This is a genomic window from Mesorhizobium hawassense (assembly GCF_003289945.1).
Classification (GTDB): Bacteria; Pseudomonadota; Alphaproteobacteria; order Rhizobiales; family Rhizobiaceae; genus Mesorhizobium; species Mesorhizobium hawassense.
In genome coordinates this window covers 714,384-731,103 of record NZ_QMBP01000001.1, presented here as the reverse complement: position 1 = coordinate 731,103, position 16,720 = coordinate 714,384, and the positions used below count along the sequence as shown (strand labels likewise).

15 protein-coding genes are annotated in these 16,720 nt (G+C 63.8%); 6 read left to right on the top strand and 9 right to left on the bottom strand.

From position 1 onward, the window contains the following. Nucleotides 1-7: 7 nt before the first annotated feature. The 3 genes from rfbC to DPM33_RS03260 form a co-directional block, all read right to left on the bottom strand. On the bottom strand, nucleotides 8-562 hold the full coding sequence (rfbC, locus tag DPM33_RS03270) for a dTDP-4-dehydrorhamnose 3,5-epimerase (protein WP_112095482.1): 555 nt from the start codon (nucleotides 560-562) through the stop codon (nucleotides 8-10). Next, nucleotides 555-1,445, bottom strand: a complete 891-nt coding sequence (rfbA, locus tag DPM33_RS03265; RefSeq protein WP_112095480.1) for a glucose-1-phosphate thymidylyltransferase RfbA — start codon at nucleotides 1,443-1,445, stop codon at nucleotides 555-557. Before rfbA ends, rfbC begins: the two co-directional genes overlap by 8 nt. A gap of 222 nt (nucleotides 1,446-1,667) precedes the next feature. Then, nucleotides 1,668-2,258: a biotin transporter BioY gene (locus tag DPM33_RS03260; protein WP_112095478.1), complete on the bottom strand. Its 591-nt coding sequence runs from the start codon at nucleotides 2,256-2,258 to the stop codon at nucleotides 1,668-1,670. Nucleotides 2,259-2,460: 202 nt separating this feature from the next. On the opposite strand from DPM33_RS03260, the gene DPM33_RS03255 reads away from it, so the two are divergent. Further along, nucleotides 2,461-3,369 carry an MBL fold metallo-hydrolase gene (locus DPM33_RS03255; protein WP_112095476.1) on the top strand — a complete coding sequence of 303 codons (909 nt, stop codon included), beginning with the start codon at nucleotides 2,461-2,463 and terminating at the stop codon, nucleotides 3,367-3,369. Nucleotide 3,370: 1 nt separating this feature from the next. On the opposite strand, the gene DPM33_RS03250 is transcribed toward DPM33_RS03255, so the two are convergent. Then, nucleotides 3,371-4,156 (bottom strand): DUF1499 domain-containing protein, encoded by a 786-nt coding sequence (locus tag DPM33_RS03250; RefSeq protein ID WP_112095474.1) that lies wholly within the window; start codon nucleotides 4,154-4,156, stop codon nucleotides 3,371-3,373. Nucleotides 4,157-4,237: 81 nt separating this feature from the next. Then, nucleotides 4,238-5,866, bottom strand: a complete 1,629-nt coding sequence (locus DPM33_RS03245; RefSeq protein WP_112095473.1) for a fatty-acid--CoA ligase — start codon at nucleotides 5,864-5,866, stop codon at nucleotides 4,238-4,240. A 189-nt stretch (nucleotides 5,867-6,055) separates the two neighbouring features. Between DPM33_RS03245 and DPM33_RS03240 the strand changes: the two genes are divergently transcribed. Next, on the top strand, nucleotides 6,056-6,412 hold the full coding sequence (locus DPM33_RS03240) for a hypothetical protein (protein WP_112095471.1): 357 nt from the start codon (nucleotides 6,056-6,058) through the stop codon (nucleotides 6,410-6,412). Nucleotides 6,413-6,620: 208 nt separating this feature from the next. Continuing rightward, nucleotides 6,621-7,010: a DUF427 domain-containing protein gene (locus tag DPM33_RS03235; protein WP_112095470.1), complete on the top strand. Its 390-nt coding sequence runs from the start codon at nucleotides 6,621-6,623 to the stop codon at nucleotides 7,008-7,010. 63 nt (nucleotides 7,011-7,073) lie between these two features. On the opposite strand, the gene DPM33_RS03230 is transcribed toward DPM33_RS03235, so the two are convergent. From DPM33_RS03230 to ppdK, 4 genes are all read right to left on the bottom strand, one after another. Then, nucleotides 7,074-7,790 (bottom strand): polysaccharide deacetylase family protein, encoded by a 717-nt coding sequence (locus DPM33_RS03230; protein WP_425373464.1) that lies wholly within the window; start codon nucleotides 7,788-7,790, stop codon nucleotides 7,074-7,076. Between the two features lie 158 nt (nucleotides 7,791-7,948). Next, nucleotides 7,949-9,049, bottom strand: a complete 1,101-nt coding sequence (locus DPM33_RS03225; protein WP_245441973.1) for a glycosyltransferase family 9 protein — start codon at nucleotides 9,047-9,049, stop codon at nucleotides 7,949-7,951. A 177-nt stretch (nucleotides 9,050-9,226) separates the two neighbouring features. Then, complete coding sequence (locus DPM33_RS03220; protein WP_112095468.1) at nucleotides 9,227-10,330, bottom strand: glycosyltransferase family 9 protein; 1,104 nt, start codon at nucleotides 10,328-10,330, stop codon at nucleotides 9,227-9,229. Between the two features lie 136 nt (nucleotides 10,331-10,466). Next, nucleotides 10,467-13,151 carry a pyruvate, phosphate dikinase gene (ppdK, locus tag DPM33_RS03215; protein WP_112095467.1) on the bottom strand — a complete coding sequence of 895 codons (2,685 nt, stop codon included), beginning with the start codon at nucleotides 13,149-13,151 and terminating at the stop codon, nucleotides 10,467-10,469. Between the two features lie 216 nt (nucleotides 13,152-13,367). Here ppdK and DPM33_RS03210 point away from each other — a divergent pair, with 216 nt between their 5' ends. From DPM33_RS03210 to DPM33_RS03200, 3 genes are all read left to right on the top strand, one after another. Beyond that, complete coding sequence (locus tag DPM33_RS03210; protein WP_112095466.1) at nucleotides 13,368-13,712, top strand: VOC family protein; 345 nt, start codon at nucleotides 13,368-13,370, stop codon at nucleotides 13,710-13,712. 91 nt (nucleotides 13,713-13,803) lie between these two features. Beyond that, nucleotides 13,804-15,216, top strand: coding sequence for a phosphomannomutase (locus DPM33_RS03205; RefSeq protein WP_112095464.1), 1,413 nt, complete (start codon nucleotides 13,804-13,806; stop codon nucleotides 15,214-15,216). 11 nt (nucleotides 15,217-15,227) lie between these two features. Further along, nucleotides 15,228-16,643: a mannose-1-phosphate guanylyltransferase/mannose-6-phosphate isomerase gene (locus DPM33_RS03200; RefSeq protein ID WP_112095462.1), complete on the top strand. Its 1,416-nt coding sequence runs from the start codon at nucleotides 15,228-15,230 to the stop codon at nucleotides 16,641-16,643. The last annotated feature ends 77 nt before the right edge of the window (nucleotides 16,644-16,720 follow it).

Here is a 16,720-nt window from a genome sequence, read left to right as displayed (position 1 = left end):
TCCTCCCTCACCCGAAAACCTCCGCCTCGCCGAGCAGTGGCGCCTTGCGGTCCTTGTCAGAAAGCTGGAAGCCGCCGGCAAGCGACGGCCACGCGATGCCGATGGCGGGGTCGTCGAAACGGATCGACCGGTCGTGCTCCGGCGAATAGCTATCGGTGACCTTATACAGAATCTCGGTGTCGGGGACGAGCGTGACGAAGCCGTGCGCATATCCCTTCGGCACCAGGATCTGGTTCCCCTTCTCGGCCGAGATTTCCAATGCCGACCATTTTCCGAAAGTCGGCGAAGAGCGGCGGATGTCGACGACGACGTCGAAGACGCTGCCCCGCACCACGCGCAGCAGCTTGTCCTGGGCGCGCGGCGGCAATTGATAGTGCAGGCCTCGCAGGACACCGGCGGCCGCGGAATAGGAATGGTTGTCCTGCACGAAGGTCAGGGCGATGCCTGCTTGAGCAAAGCGCTCCACATTCCAGGTCTCGCAGAAATAGCCGCGCGCGTCGCCGTGCCGCTTCGGCACGATCTCCAGCACGCCCTCCAGGTCGAGCGCCCTGACCTCAAGCACCCTGATCCTCCATCAGATCGGCGACCCGCCTGCGAAGATAGGCGGCATATTCATTCTTGCCGAGGCGCGCGGCGCGATCGAGGACCTTGTCGGCGTCGAGCCAGCCCTGCTCGAAGGCGATCTCCTCGGGGCAAGCGACCTTGATGCCCTGGCGGTGTTCGATGGTACGCACGAAGAACGACGCTTCGTGCAGGCTGTCATGCGTGCCGGTATCGAGCCAGGCGTAGCCGCGGCCAAGCCGGTGGACCTGCAGCTCGCCGCGCTCAAGATAGGCGTTGTTGACGGCCGTGATCTCGAGCTCGCCGCGCGCCGAGGGCCGGATCGTGGAGGCGATGTCGACGACCCTGTTGTCGTAGAAATAGAGACCGGTGACGGCCCAGTTGGATTTCGGCTTGAGCGGCTTTTCCTCGATCGTCAGCGCCCTGCCGGTTGCCTTGTCGAACGAAACCACGCCGTAACGCTCGGGGTCCTCGACATGGTAGGCGAAGACCGAAGCGCCGCTTTCGCGCGACGCCGCCGTCCGGCAGAGCTTGGACAGCCCGTCGCCGAAATAGATGTTGTCGCCGAGGATCATCGAAACATTGTCCTTGCCGATGAAATCACGGCCGATGATGAAGGCTTCGGCGAGGCCGTTGGGCTGCGGCTGCTCGGCATAGGAAAGCTCGAGACCGAATTCCGAGCCGTCGCCAAGCAAAGCCTGAAAAACCGGCAGGTCGCGCGGGGTCGAGATGACCATGATCTGGCGTATTCCCGCGAGCATGAGCACGCTCAGCGGATAATAGATCATCGGCTTGTCGTAGATCGGCAGGATTTGCTTGGAGACCGCTATCGTGAGCGGATAGAGGCGTGTTCCGCTCCCCCCGGCCAGAATTATTCCCTTCAACAGGCTCTCCGTCGAGCTGCCGGGGGCACGCTCAGCAATCGAGCTGCCCGCGGTCGAGTTTCGTATGTCGGCTCGTTCGTTTATGCCCTAGCATGTCCTAATATCGGATTTAATCTCGCCACTTGCAGTCAAGCCGGCACCCGGAAGCGATTCGATCGGACGGCGCGGACACGAAAAAGCCGGCAGGTGGCGAGCCAGCCGGCTTTTTTTGTTGTTTCGGGCTCAGCCGCGCTTGAGCAGCGCCCACACGGCCGGCACGAGGCTGGCGGCCAGGGCCACCTTGATCAGGTCGCCGACGATGAACGGCAGGACGCCGAACTGCCAGGACTTTTCCGGTCCGATGAGCACCGCCAGCCAGGCAAAGCCCATCGCCATCATGACGATCTCGCCAGTCAGCATGGCGCCGAGCAGCTTGAAGGGATTGCGGTCCCAGCCGCGGTCGGCGGCCCAGCCGGCGATTGCCGCCATGACCACGAAACCGGCAAGATAGCCGCCGGTCGAGCCCAGCATATAGGCGACGCCGATGCCCTTTTCCGGCGTGCCCTGGAAGACGGGCCAGCCAAAAGCGCCCTCGGCGAGGTAGAGAAGCAGCGTCGCGACCGCCAGCCGCAGGCCGAAGGCCGAGGCGATCAACAGCACGGCGAGCGTCTGGAGCGAAATGTCGACCGGGCCGAGCAACACTTTCGTCTTGGCCGAAAGCGTGAGCAGCAGGGTTCCGGCAAGCGCCAGAAAGAGCTGGGTGGCGAGCCGGGCAGCGCCTCGATCCGGCAAGGTGAGAGATACGAGCGGACGCATCGTGGTTGCAATTGCCATGGTCTTCCCCGTTGTGGCCGATTTGCTGCTTGAAGCGCGCCGCGGAGAAACGGATTTCAGGCAACGCGCTTCAAACTTTGTCTTAATGGATGTCGTTCTCCCAAAACCGCTGCGCACTTTTGGGCGACATGCACTAGTTTTCCTATATTGGCTTCCGTATCGGGCGGCAATCATTTTGCCGCATTGCAACGGAGCCCCCGGCATGGCCCTTGAATTCGACACCAGCTTCAATCCGGCCTACGGCCAGGCGGTCGCGGTTGCGCCGGACGTGCTGCGCATCACCGCCAGAAATCCGAGCCCATTCACCTTCCATGGCACCAATAGCTATCTGGTCGGCCGCGATACGCTGGCAGTGATCGATCCAGGGCCGGAAGACGACGCCCATCTCGAAACGCTGCTGGCGGCGATCGGCGGCAGGCCGGTCAGCCACATCTTCGTCAGCCACACCCATCGCGACCACTCGCCCCTGGCGGCGCGGCTGAAGCAGCGCACCGGCGCGCCAACGCTCGCCGAAGGCCCGCATCGGTCGGCGCGAGTTTTGCGCATCGGCGAGGTCAATCCCCTCGACGCCAGCGCCGACCTGGGTTTCGTTCCCGATATCGTGCTGGCCGACGATGCGCTGACACAGGGCGACGGCTGGGCAATCCGCACCGTGCTGACGCCCGGCCACACCGCCAATCACGCCGTGTTCGCCCTGGAAGGCGCCGGAACCCTGTTTTCGGCCGACCATGTCATGGCGTGGTCGACCTCGATCGTCGCGCCGCCGGACGGCGCCATGGCCGACTATATGAGTTCCCTCGACAGGCTGCTCGCGCGCGACGATCGCCTGCTGCTGCCGGGCCATGGCGGACCGGTAACAGCGCCCCGGAGGTTCATGCGCGGCCTCAAGGCGCATCGCAAGATGCGCGAAAGGGCGATCCTCGAGCGCATCCGCGCCGGAGACCGGACGATCAAGGAAATGGTCGCGGCGATCTATCGCGACACCGACCCGCGGCTGCACGGCGCCGCAGGCCTGTCGGTGCTCGCCCATCTCGAGGATGTCGTCGCGCGCGGCCTGGTCGCGACCGAAGGCGGGCCCGCGATCGACGGTATTTTCACACCTGCCGGGTAGGTTATTCCGCAGGCGCGGCGCCAACCTGCCCGGCGACCTCCTGGTCGAGCTCGCCGAGGAAATCGGTGATGCGCGCGGCGTTGTCGCCTAGGTCGTAGCGGCCGTAGCGCGAGGCCGAGCGCATGTCGACGATCACGGAATCGCCGTCGTCGGTGACGCGGATGGCGACATCGGCGGGAAGTCCCAGCGCGAAGCCCTTGGCCAGCGCATTGATCGTCGCCTCGCTCTGGCCGTTGATGTCGGGATAGGGCGCCGTCAGTTGCCAGTCGCGGCGGTCAAGCACGGTTTCGACCGCGTCGACGACGGTTTCGAAAGGCAAATTGTAGCTGCGCCCGGTGACCAGCGGATAGGCATCGGCCTGCAGGCTCTGCTCGCCCGGCGTCGGCGGCGGCAGCTCGTTCATGTCGCCGGTGCGGTCGCTGGTGTCCAGCGCCGGCGGGTCGTCGAGATCGGTCGAGATGTCACGCAGCGGCGGATAGACCGTCGCCCAGTAGACGGCGACGCCATAGGGTGCCAACACCAGAAGCGCCAGCAGCGCGCCGATGCTGAGATCACGACCGCCGCGATCGCCGAAACTCCAAACCCTCGACAGGCCGAAGCCTGCCAGCAACAGGGCGAGCGCCGCCAGCAGCGCGACGAGCGCGAGCACCCATAGGAAAGGCGGTGTCTCGACGAGATCGAGCCTGTAGGCTGCAAGGACCGTGAGCAAAAGGACGAGGGAAAATGCCCCGATCCGCCGCGACCAGCCGGCCGCCCTCGACGTCTGCCGTTCAGGAATAGTTGCCATTCTTTGCCGTATCGTCCCAACCCGGGCCGAGAGTTAGCGGTTTTCGGCGCGGGCTTGAAGCCGAAAGATCGAACATTTTCGTCAATCCGTCGGCAGGCGATAATCCTTGAACTGCTGGCGCAAGGTCGTCTTCTGGATCTTGCCGGTGGCGGTGTGCGGAATTTCGCCGACGAAGGCAACGTCGTCGGGCATCCACCATTTGGCCAGCTTGCCGTTCATGAAGGTCAGGATGTCGCTCTTGCTCGGCTCCTTGCCGGGCTTGCGCACCACGACAAGCAGCGGCCGCTCGCCCCATTTGGAATGCGGCACGCCGATCGCCGCCGCTTCCGCCACGTCCGGATGGCCTACGGCGAGGTTTTCGAGGTCGATGGTCGATATCCATTCGCCGCCGGACTTGATCACATCCTTGGCTCGATCTGTAATCTGCATGTAGCCGCTGGCATCGATATGCGCCACATCGCCGGTATCGAACCAGCCGTTGGCGTCGAACTGCTCTGCGCCGGCGCCGCCGTAATAGGCGCGGGCGATTGCCGGGCCGCGCACCTTGAGATGCCCGAAGGTCTTGCCGTCCCACGGCAGCGCGTTGTCGTCGTCGTCGGTCACCTTCATTTCGACGCCGAATGGCGCAAAACCCTGCTTGCCCTGGACATCCAGCCGGGCCTCGCCGGTAAGCGCTTCGAAGGCGGGCTTCATGGTGCAGAGGGTACCGAGCGGCGACATCTCGGTCATGCCCCAGGCGTGGACGACCTGAACGTCATAATTGTCCTGGAACTTGGCGGTGATGGCGCGCGGGCAGGACGCGCCGCCGATGACTACCTTGCGCAGATAGGGCAGTTTCTTGCCGGTCTCCTCCAGATGTTGCAGAAGCATCATCCAGACCGTCGGCACGGCGGCGCTGAATGTCACCTTCTCGGTGTCGAGCAGTTCGTAGATCGAGGCGCCATCCATCTTGCAGCCGGGCATCACCAGCTTGGAGCCGATCATCGGGCCGCTTTGGCCAAGGCCCCAGGCATTGGCGTGGAACATCGGCACGACAGGCAGTATGACGTCGCGCGTGGACATGCCCATGGCATCGGGCATGGCGGCCATCATGGCGTGGAGAACGTTCGAACGGTGACTGTAGAGGACGCCTTTCGGATCGCCAGTGGTGCCCGAGGTGTAGCACATGCCGGCGGCGGTGTTCTCGTCGAACGTCTTCCAGGCGAAGGCGCCGTCGGCCTCGGCCAGCCATTCCTCATAGGCGACGGCGTTCGGCAAAGAGGTTTGCGGCATATGTGCCCGGTCGGTCAGCACGATCACCTGTCGCAACGATTTGACCGCGCCGGCGATCTTTTCGAGGAGCGGCACGAAGGTCAGGTCGACGAAGATAGCCTTGTCCTCGGCATTGTTCATGATCCAGGCAATCTGCTCGGGGAAAAGCCGCGGGTTGAGCGTGTGATAGATCGCGCCGATACCCATGATGCCGTACCAGGCCTCGATATGACGGGCGGTGTTCCAGGCAAGCGTGGCGATGCGGTCGCCAAGCGTGAAGCCGTCACGCTCCAGCCGTTGCGCCACCTTGAGCGCCCGGAGATGGATTTCGGCATAGGTGGTGCGCACGATCGGCCCCTCGATCGAACGCGAGACAACCTCGCGGCTACCGTGCTGGCGTTCGGCATGGTCGATCAGCTTGTGGCAAAGCAACGGCCATTGCTGCATCAGTCCGAGCATCGATTCCTCCCCTTGCGCTTTCGCGTCGTTGTTTCACGCATTGTGAAACGATCCGGCGGATTGTCCAGCTTCCATAAGTTCAAGGCGGTGGACGGAACGAAACCCCTGCGGAAACCGCCATAATCCGGCCATCGTCGCCGTTAAGGTTCATTAACGGGCTGGGTGAGATTGGCGAATGGAGTGGTTCGCATGGACGCGCAGCTCGACGAAAAAGCTCTCGAAAGCACGCTTGCCGAAAGTCTGGACGATCCGACGCCGGACACCAAGGCCGTTTCCGAAGATGAATTTGCCGAAGTCGTCGGCGGCGCGCTGGAGGCCGTCGGCGGAACGCTGCTGTTCAAGATGCGCGTTGAAAACGGCGCTGACGGCGAGCATGTCGCGGCCGCCTGCATCGGCGATGCCGGCAATCGCCAGTTCCTGCTGCTCACGCTGCCGACCTCCGGAGGGGCGCTGAAGGTCGAAACCGCGGCGAGAAGCACCAATCCGGTCGCAGGCATCGCCGCCGCCTATGCCGGCCTGATGGATGCCTTCAAGACGGCCGCCTGACGGACCGGGCAACAGACGGTTCAATGAATGGTGATGGCGTAAGCATGCCGCGCGAGCTTGCGCTGCGCGCTTGCCCGACACATGTAAGTCTCCCCCCGAGAACGTTTCACCGTTTCACCGAACGGCGAAACGCTCTCTCTTTGTTTTGACGCAATTCCGAACGGAAAACCGCTTCGTACTTTCCTGGAATTGCTCCAGGAGACTATTCATGGACAAGCTCGCCAATCCTGCCCCCGGCTTTCAGCGCAATCCCGACAAGGTGATCACCGTCGAACCCTATCGCGGCAGCGTCACCGTGCGCGCCGGCGACACCGTCATCGCCAGATCGACCCGGGCCAAGGTGCTGTCGGAAGCGCCCTATCCGGACGCCTTCTACATCCCGTTCGACGATATCGATTTCAGCAAGCTCGCCGGCACCGAGCATTCGACGCATTGCCCGTATAAGGGCGATGCCAGCTACTGGACCGTCCTGCCTGCCGGCGAAGCCGGCCAGAATGCGATGTGGGCCTATGAGCAGCCATTCGACGAAATGACCGAGATCCGCAACCACGGCGCGTTCTATGCGAGCAAGGTAGCAGTCGAAGCCAAGCCCGACTGAGGCTGTATTGATACTCGGGTGAAGCCGGCCTGACCTAATCTCAGCCCGCCGGCCGTGACCCGGTCAATCCGTGGTGCCGTCATTGCCGACACCCTCTGCGTCGTCCAGACGCACGAAGGTCATGCCCTTCTGCTTCAGGGCGAGCAGCCCTTGAACCACGCCCTCGCCGGCCGCGTGGGTCGGCTGGTTGATGTGGGCTATGATGACGTCGCCATCCTTGGCGGCGGCGATACGCCGGGTGGTCTCCTTCGCTCCGAGCAGCGAGCCGCCGTCGCCGTTGATCGAGAAGCCGGCGACCTTGAAGCCCAGCTTGCGGATCATGGCGATTGCCGACGGACTGTACTCGGCGGTGGCGCCGCGAAACCATTTCGGCGCCGATCCGCCTGCGCTGGCCAGGGCCGCGGCCCCGGACTCGACCTCGGCCTGCACGGCGTCCGGACTGCCGGCGCTGCGGATGCCGTAGATCTTCCGCGGCGTATCGACCGCCGGAATGTGGCGGCCACCATGGTTTTCCAGTTCGAACAGATCAGGGTGCGCCCGCATGATCTCCACGGCTTCGGCATTGTGCTTCAGCCAGATGCCGGTGACGAAAATCGTCGCCGGTATCCTGTTGTCGACAAGCGCCGAGAGGATCCTCGTATCGGTCTTTCCGCCGCAGGCATCGAGCGTCAGGGCGACGCGGCCACCGCCGCCTTCGGCACCCTGTGGCTTCACATGCAGCGTCGGCTCGAGCAAGGCGGTGGCATTGCCCGCCGACGCGGTGAAGAGCGACAGCGCCATTGCGCAAATAGAGTTTCGAAGCAAACCCATCATCCATTCCAAGCCGGCGCGCTCGGCAATTCGCCGCGCCAAAACTTGCCTCAACAAAACTGGCATCTAGGCGAAAATGGGGACAGCAAACAGCGCAAAGAGCAGCAGTCGCGAAAATTTGCTTTGCCCTACACCGCGGCTTCCAGAGCCGTCCGCGTCCGCGCCAACAATTCGAGCGTGGCGTCGACGACCGTGTCGACCTCCAAGCGCCAGACGCAACATGCCTTGTTGCCGTCGGGCCGTTGGCAGATATCTTTAGCGACGCAGTCGCAAGGCATGGACGGGCGAACCGAGATGCTCGGCGCGCCGACCGGTCCCCAGTGGATCGGCTTCTGCAGGCCGAACAGGCCGACGACGGGAGTGCCGGCCGCGGCCGCCATGTGCATGGGGCCGCTGTCGTTGCCGATAAACAGCCTTGCCTGCTTGAACAGCGCCGGCAACGTTTCGAGCGGGAGCTCTCCGACGAGGTTGACGACCGGCGTCTTCGCCGTCGCCAGGATCTTTTCGACCGCCTCGTTCTCATCCGGACCGCCGACCAGGGCGACGCCCAGACCAGTTTCGGCCGATATCCGGTCGATTGCGGCGGCGAAGCGCTCGGGCAGCCAGCGGCGACCGGGGAAGCTTGCCCCGGCATGCACCGCAACGAAGGCGTTCGGCCGAAGGTGGAACTTGTCCAGCAGCGCCAAGGCTTTCGTCGCCTGAGACGATGGCGGCTCGATGGCGGGAACCCGCTGGCGCAGGTCTATGCCGAGCGCCTCCAGCGGCGAAAGATAGCGATATAGAAAGTGCCGCTCGCCATAGCCGAACGGCTTTGCCTTGACATTGGCGGGTTGGAGGTCGAGCCATGGCAAGGGTCTTTTGCGCCGTTGATACCCCACGCGAACCCGTGCACCCACCAGCCCCAGGATGAACCGCGACGTCCGCGTATCGGTGATGTCGATGGCCATGTCGAAACGGTAGCGGCGCAACCTGAAGAGCGTGAGAACGAGCTCCTGCGCGCGTCGCAGCGGCGATCCGCGCATGTGGGAACGGCGGAAGGTCACGACCTCCGAGGCGATATCGTTGGCCGTGAGGAGACCGGCGAAGCGGCCGTCGCAGAGAAAGACGATGCGGACGCCGGGATATTCGAGCTGCAGGTTTTTGGCCAGCGCGGAGGAAAGAACGAGATCGCCAATGTACTTCGTTTGCAGGATCAGGATCGAGCGGATGGGGCCAGGGCGAACCGGCAAGATCCGTGTCAGGGCATCGGACGGATCGGAATCCGCGAAGCTGGGCGGAGATGTCGACATGTGGACCATCACGCTTATGTGAACGTGATCTCATATACAGGACGATTACGCCCTGGACCATAATGAGTCTTTGCGCGCCCCCAAAAGCTTCGAGGCGGCAATGAAATTCCGTAAATGTCAGACCGCGGCGTCCAGAACCATCTCGGTGCGCGCCAGGAGTTCCAGCACCGCTTCCACCACCGGATCGACTTCCAGGCGCCAGACGCAGCATGCCTTGCTTGGGTCGGTCCGCCGGCACAGGTCGCCGCCGACACAGTCGCAAGGCATGGATGGCCGCAGCGAGATGCTGGGGACGCCGACCGGCGCCCAGCGGACCGGGTTGGTCAGGCCGAACAGGCCAACGACCGGCGTGCCGGCCGCAGCGGCCATATGCATCGGGCCGCTTTCGTTGCCGAGAAACAGCCGCGCCTCCTTGAGCAAGGCAAGCAGCGTTTCCAGACGCAGCGCACCCGTCAGGTCGACGACAGGCGTCTTCGCCGCGGCCAGGATCGCGTCGGCCGCTTCGTTTTCGCCCGGGCCGCCGACCAGAACCACACGCAGGCCGGTTTCGCCGGCGATCCTGTCGATTGCCTCGGCAAAGCGCTCCGGCTGCCAGCGGCGCCCGACGAAGCTTGCTCCGGCATGGACCGCGACAAAGGCGTCCGGCTGGATATGGTGTCTGGCCAGCAGCGCCAGCGCGCGTGTCGTCTCGAAAGGCAGCGGTCGAATGGCCGGCACCCTGACGCGCAGGTCGACGCCAAGCGCCTCCAATGGAGACAAATAACGGTAGAGATGATGTTTTTCGCCGAATCCGAACGGCTTCATCCTGACATTGGCTGGCTGGCGCTCATACCAGCGCAGCCGCCGCTCCGACGGAAAATAGCCGACCCTGACGGGCGTATTGACCAGTCTGGAAATAATCCGCGAGGTTTTCGAGTCGGTGATGTCGATGGTCATGTCGAAGCGGTGCTGCCGCAGAGTGCGCACCGTACGGAACAACTCGCGTCCCCGCTCGAACGGCGAGCCGCGCATCCTGGCGCGGCTGAAGGGGACGACTTGGGCGGCAATGCCGTGTGCCGTCAGGAACCTGGCGAAATGCGCTTCGCACAGAAACACGATCCTGGCGCCCGGATATTCGAGCTGCAGGTTCTTCGCCAGCGCCGAGGCTAGCACGATGTCACCGATGAACTTGGTCTGCAGGATCAGGATCGATCGGTAGGTCGTGGGGGAAATCTGCAGCATGAGTTTCTGACACCAATAAGTTCGGTGTTGGAAACTGCCTCGAAACGATGTCGAGATTCAGGGCCGTCACGCGCACGTTCGCGTGACATTCCATACAAAACGGTAAGGCATCCGGATGCCGCTGACCAAGCTCCGGTCAGGCGCGTTTTGCGGCACCCTTCGCAGTCGCAACTGCGGCCTGCGCCGCGGCCAGCCGGGCGATCGGCACGCGATAGGGCGAGCACGACACATAGTCGAGGCCGACCGCCTCGCAAAAGCGGATCGATGCCGGGTCGCCGCCATGCTCGCCGCAGATGCCGAGCTTGATGTCTGGCCGCGTCGCCTTGCCTTTTTCGGCCGCGATACGCACCAGCTCGCCGACGCCGTCGATGTCGAGCGAGACGAAAGGATCCTGCTCGATGATGCCCTTCTGCCGGTAGGTTTCGAGGAAGGAAGCCGCGTCGTCGCGCGAGATGCCGAAGGTCGTCTGGGTCAGATCGTTGGTGCCGAAGGAGAAGAATTCGGCCGCTTCTGCAATGACGTGGGCCCGGATCGCCGCGCGCGGCAATTCGATCATCGTGCCGGTCAGGTAGTCGATCTTGGTGCCGGTCTCCTGCATGACGCTTTGCGCCACCGCGTCGATGCGCGCCTTGACGTATTCCAGCTCCTTCACGAGGCCGACCAGCGGCACCATGATCTCCGGCACCACCAGCGCGCCGGCCTTGCGGCCAGCCTCGACCGCCGCCTCGAAGATGGCGCGCGCCTGCATCTCGGCGATCTCCGGATAGGAGACGGCGAGCCGACAGCCGCGATGACCGAGCATCGGGTTGAACTCGTGGAGCGCCTCGGTGCGCTGCCTGAGCTTGTCGGCCGAAACATTCATGGCAGTCGCCACCTCGGCGAGCTCGGCCTCGGTCTTCGGCAGGAATTCATGCAGCGGCGGGTCGAGCAGGCGGATCGTCACCGGCAGGCCGGCCATGATCTCGAACAGTTCGAGGAAGTCGGAGCGCTGCATGGGCAGCAGCTTGCCGAGCGCCGCTCGCCTGTCCTTCTCGGTGTCGGCCAGTATCATCTCGCGCATGGCCACGATGCGGGCGCCGTCGAAGAACATATGCTCGGTGCGGCAAAGGCCGATGCCCTCGGCGCCGAAGGAGCGCGCCATGCGCGCATCCAGCGGCGTCTCGGCATTGGTGCGCACCTTCATGCGGCGCGCGGCGTCGGCCCATTCCATGATGGCGGCGAAGTCGCCCGACAGCTCCGGCTGCAGCATGGCGACCGCGCCCTTCAGCACCTGGCCATTGCCGCCGTCGATGGTGATGATGTCGCCCTTGCGGAAGGTCTGGCCCATCGAGAGCAGCGTGCCGGCCTTGTAATCGACGCGCAGCGAGCCGGCGCCCGACACGCAGGGCTTGCCCATGCCGCGCGCCACCACCGCGGCATGGCTGGTCATGCCGCCGCGCGTGGTGAGGATGCCTTCGGCGGCATGCATGCCGTGGATGTCCTCCGGGCTGGTCTCGATGCGCACCAGGATCACCTTGCGCCCCTGCGCCCTGGCGTCCTCGGCATCGGCGGACGAAAAGACGATCTCGCCGGTGGCGGCGCCCGGCGAGGCAGGCAGGCCCATGCCGATGACGTCGCGCGCCGCCTTCGGGTCGATGGTCGGATGCAGGAGCTGGTCGAGCGAGGCCGCATCGATGCGAGCGACCGCCTCCTCCTTGGTGATCAGCCCGTCCTTCGCCATCTCGACGGCGATCTTCAGCGCCGCCTTGGCGGTGCGCTTGCCGGAGCGGGTCTGCAGCATCCACAATTTGCCGCGCTCGATGGTGAATTCGAGGTCCTGCATGTCGCGGTAGTGCTTCTCCAGCCGGTCGGAGATGTCGACGAAGGCCTGGAAGGCGTCGGGCATCAGTTTCTGCAGCGACGGCTTGTCGGAGCCGGCGGCGATGCGCGCCGCCTCGGTGATGTTCTGCGGCGTGCGGATGCCGGCCACAACGTCCTCGCCCTGCGCGTTGACCAGGAACTCGCCGTAAAGCTGCCTGTCGCCGGTCGAGGGATTGCGGGTGAAGGCGACGCCGGTGGCGGACGTATCGCCCATATTGCCGAACACCATGGCCTGGACGTTGACCGCCGTGCCCCAGCTTTCGGGAATGTCGTGCAGGCGCCGATAGGTGATGGCGCGGTTGTTCATCCAGCTCGAGAACACGGCGCCGATCGCGCCCCAGAGCTGCTCGCGCGGATCCTGCGGGAACGGCTTGTCGAGCTCTTCCTCGACCTTGGCCTTGTAGAGCGAAATCACGCCCTGCCATTCGGCGGCCGTCAGCTCGGTGTCGAGCTCGTGGCCGAGGCTCGCCTTCTCGTCCTCGAGGATTTCCTCGAACACTTCGTGGTCGAGGCCCATGACGACGTCGGAATACATCTGGATGAAGCGGCGGTAGCTGTCATAGGCAAAACGCGGATCGCCGGAATCGGCAGCCAAAGCCTCGACCGTCTCGTCGTTGAGGCCGAGATTGAGCACCGTATCCATCATGCCTGGCATGGAGGCGCGCGCGCCGGAGCGCACGGAGACCAGCAGCAGCTTCGAAGGATCGCCGAAGCGGCGGCCGGTGATCTGGCCGATATGGTCGAGCGCGGAGACGACATTCGCCTCAAGCGCGCCGGGATAGGTACGGCCATTGGCGTAATAGGCGTTGCAGACTTCGGTGGTGATGGTGAAACCAGGCGGCACCGGCAGTCCGAGGCTGCACATCTCGGCCAGATTGGCACCCTTGCCGCCGAGAAGGTTGCGGTCGCCAGCACGGCCTTCAGCGGCGCCGTCGCCGAAGGTGTAAACCCACTTGGTCATGCTTGCCCTCCAGTTCGTGGAAGATAGAAACATCCGGACCATGGCCCGGTTCCCCGCCCTCGCGGTTCGAGCGATAGGATGCTGCAGTGCGAAAGGCAAGGCACCGGCAAAGCAAGCACCGCCGCTAAAATCGATTAAGCAAACGCTGCGTCAAAAAGACTTGCCGACGGGTATGGCGCCATATAGAACATAACAGGAACATAGTGGAGTAGCGTAATGAAACTCAACGGAAAACTCGACTATCTGGAATTGCCGGCGACAGGCGGCACGCTGGACAGCGTCAAATCTTTCTACAGCGCCGCCTTTTCATGGTCGTTCACCGATTACGGCCCGACCTATTCCGCCTTTGCCGAAGGGCTCGACGGCGGTTTCCAGGCCGATGCCGGCGAAGCAGCGGCCAAGCCGCTGCCCGTTCTCTACTCGGAAAATCTCGAGGAAACGCTGGACGCGGTGGAAAACGCCGGCGGCACCGTCGTCAAGCCGATCTTTTCCTTCCCCGGCGGGAGGCGGTTTCATTTCACCGATCCGGCCGGCAACGAACTGGCGGTGTGGGGATATTAGGGAAAGCGCAGGTTTCGAGGTATTTTTTGCTGTTGACAGCCCGGCTCACTCCAATAAGTAGCGGCGATCTTCCAACGGCAAAAGCAGACTGATGAAGTTCGGGTCAAGCGGCGTTCGGGGTTTGGCTTCCGAATTGGTTGGAAGGCCAAGCGGACTTTACACCGAGGGTTTTGCCCGGCGCTTGCGGGCGACCGGATTTCAGCAAGGCAAGGTTTTCGTCGGTCGCGACTTGCGCGACAGCAGTCCGGCAATTGCCGAGGACTGCATGGCGGCACTGGCCGCGTCCGGTTTTCAGCCGGTCGATTGCGGGCCGATCCCGACACCGGCTCTCGCCTTTTACGCTCTTCGTCAGGGCGGCGCGGCGTTGATGGTGACCGGCTCGCATATTCCCGCCGACCGCAACGGCATCAAGTTCTATGGGCCAAAGGGCGAGATCGACAAAGCCGACGAGGCAGCGATCACCTCTTATGTCGCTGACCTGTCGGACCAATATCCATGGCCGCCGGTCCGTGCCGACCGGGAAACTGGCCATGAACAGGCGCTCGCGGCGTTTCGAGACCGTGTCGAGGCTATCCTCGCTCCTGGCGCCCTTTCCGGAATGAGGCTCGGCGTCTACCAGCACAGCACCGTCGCGGCGGAGCCGCTGGTCGAGGTCCTGCGATCCTACGGCGCCGAAGTAATCCCCGTCGGCAAATCAGAAACGTTCGTGCCGGTCGATACGGAAGCCGTCAGCCAGGAAACGATGGCAAAGGCGAACGGCTGGGCGCGCGAATTCAAGTTCGACGCCGTGCTCTCGGCCGATGCCGATGCCGATCGTCCGCTTGTCATCGATGAAAATGGCGAGCTGTTCCGCGGCGACCTGATCGGGCTGGCCACGGCCCTGTTTCTTAAGGCCGACACCGTGGTGACGCCGGTCACCTCCAATTCAGGCATCTCCGAGGCTTTCGGATTCAGCGTCAGGAGAACGAAGGTCGGGTCCCCCTTCGTCATCGCGGGAATGGACGCCGCGCGGCAGGCGGGCGGTGTCGTCGTCGGCTTCGAAGCCAATGGCGGGGTTCTTCTGGGATCGGACTGCCCGGTGAACGGCAGGATTTTGTCGGCGCTGCCGACGCGGGACTCCTTCTTGCCGATCCTGGCGGTGCTGGGCACGATGGCATCGACGGGCAAATCGCTGTGCAGCCTGCGCGAAACCTGGAATCTTCCGGTCTGCGCCAGCGAGCGGCTCGAGAACTTCCCGGTCGAGAAATCGCGCGGGCTGATGCGTCGATTGACCGACCGCGACGCGCTGCAAGAGTTCCTCTCTCCTTTCGGCACCGTCGCGGACGTCGATGTGACCGACGGCCTGCGGGCGCGGATGGCCAGCGGCGAGATCGTCCATCTGCGGCCTTCGGGCAACGCTCCGGAGTTTCGTTGCTATGCCGAGGCCGCCAGCCATGACAGGGCGACTGAAATTGTGACAATAGCCCTCGAACGGGCGCGGAACACCAGACTGGCGGACGAGTGAGAGGCCCTTGAATGAAAGTGGTTCCCGTCATCATCAGCGGCGGCGCCGGGTCGCGGCTCTGGCCGGCGTCCAGGCAATCGCACCCCAAGCCCTTCCTCAAGGTGGCGGACGGACGCTCGCTGATCCAGCACACCGTGCTGCGGGCGATCTCGCTGAAGGACGTCGCGGAACTCGTCGCGGTGACCTCCAGGGACCACCTCTTCCTGACGAAGGACGATTTCGACGAATTATCGCCGGCGGTTCCGCCGCATACTTTCCTTCTCGAGCCGGAAGGGCGCGACACGGCGGCCGCGGTTGCCGCGGCCGTGATCCACGCCAACGCAACCCAAGGCCCGGACGCGATCTTGTGCGTTTTCCCGGCCGACCACATGATCGGCGACCTGGCGGCGTTCACAAATGTCATGGGCCGGGCCATCGAGCATGCGCGGCAAGGGCTGATCGCCACCCTTGGCATCAGGCCAAGCCGGCCGGACACCGCCTTCGGCTATATCGAAGCCGATGGCGAGAAGGTCATCCGTTTCGTGGAGAAGCCTGACCTCGAAACGGCCAAGGCCTACCTTGCATCGGGGCGCTTCTTCTGGAACGCCGGCATCTTCTGCTTCAAGTCACAGACCATGCTCGATGCGATGGCCGCGCATTGTCCTGCCGTGCTCGAGGCGGTTGCCGCGAGCTATGAGCACGGACACGCCAACAACAACGGAGAGTCCGACAGGATCGAACTTTCGTCCGAACATTTCGCGCTCGCGCCGCGCATCTCGCTCGATCACGCGGTGATGGAGAAGACGCGCAACCTCGCGGTGGTGCCCTGCGAGATGGCGTGGAACGACATCGGATCGTGGAACGCGATGGCGGAGCTGACCCCGGCGGATGGCCGCGGGAACAGGATCCGCGGGGATGTCCACACGGTGGACACGGCGGACAGCTATATCAGTTCGGACAAACGCGTCATCGGCACTGTCGGCGTGAGCGACCTGGTGATCGTGGATTCACCGGACGCGCTGCTGGTGGCTTCCCGCGACCGGGTCCAGGACGTAAAGAAACTGTTCGAGGGGCTGAAGGCTTCCGGGCACGAGGCGCATCTGCTTCACTCGACCGTGCACCGGCCATGGGGCACCTATACGGTTCTGGAGGAAGGCGACCGCTTCAAGATCAAGCGCATCGAGGTCAAGCCCGGGCGGCGCCTGAGCCTGCAGATGCACCATCATCGTTCGGAGCATTGGGTCGTGGTCAGTGGCTCGGCGAAAGTGGTCAACGGCGACGAGGAACTGTTCCTGGCGACGAACCAATCGACCTACATCCCTTGCGGGCACAAGCACAGGCTCGAGAATCCGGGCAAGATCGACCTGGTGATCATCGAAGTTCAGAGCGGCGACTATCTCGGCGAGGATGACATAGTGCGCTTCGACGACGTATACGGTCGCGCATAGCGATTCATTGGTCCGCGGGGCTGGGCGGGCAACGACAACGGGGGCTTGGGGAGAAATTATCAAAACATACTGAGAGC

Coding starts and splice junctions, on each gene's coding strand:
- DPM33_RS03255 (WP_112095476.1), top strand. CDS start 2,461: ATGGCCCTTGAATTCGACACCAGCTTCAATCCGGCCTACGGCCAGGCG.
- DPM33_RS03260 (WP_112095478.1), bottom strand. CDS start 2,258: ATGGCAATTGCAACCACGATGCGTCCGCTCGTATCTCTCACCTTGCCG.
- DPM33_RS03205 (WP_112095464.1), top strand. CDS start 13,804: ATGAAGTTCGGGTCAAGCGGCGTTCGGGGTTTGGCTTCCGAATTGGTT.
- DPM33_RS03220 (WP_112095468.1), bottom strand. CDS start 10,330: ATGCTGCAGATTTCCCCCACGACCTACCGATCGATCCTGATCCTGCAG.
- DPM33_RS03235 (WP_112095470.1), top strand. CDS start 6,621: ATGGACAAGCTCGCCAATCCTGCCCCCGGCTTTCAGCGCAATCCCGAC.
- DPM33_RS03245 (WP_112095473.1), bottom strand. CDS start 5,866: ATGCTCGGACTGATGCAGCAATGGCCGTTGCTTTGCCACAAGCTGATC.
- DPM33_RS03210 (WP_112095466.1), top strand. CDS start 13,368: ATGAAACTCAACGGAAAACTCGACTATCTGGAATTGCCGGCGACAGGC.
- DPM33_RS03250 (WP_112095474.1), bottom strand. CDS start 4,156: ATGGCAACTATTCCTGAACGGCAGACGTCGAGGGCGGCCGGCTGGTCG.
- DPM33_RS03230 (WP_425373464.1), bottom strand. CDS start 7,790: ATGGCGCTGTCGCTCTTCACCGCGTCGGCGGGCAATGCCACCGCCTTG.
- DPM33_RS03200 (WP_112095462.1), top strand. CDS start 15,228: ATGAAAGTGGTTCCCGTCATCATCAGCGGCGGCGCCGGGTCGCGGCTC.
- DPM33_RS03240 (WP_112095471.1), top strand. CDS start 6,056: ATGGACGCGCAGCTCGACGAAAAAGCTCTCGAAAGCACGCTTGCCGAA.
- ppdK (WP_112095467.1), bottom strand. CDS start 13,151: ATGACCAAGTGGGTTTACACCTTCGGCGACGGCGCCGCTGAAGGCCGT.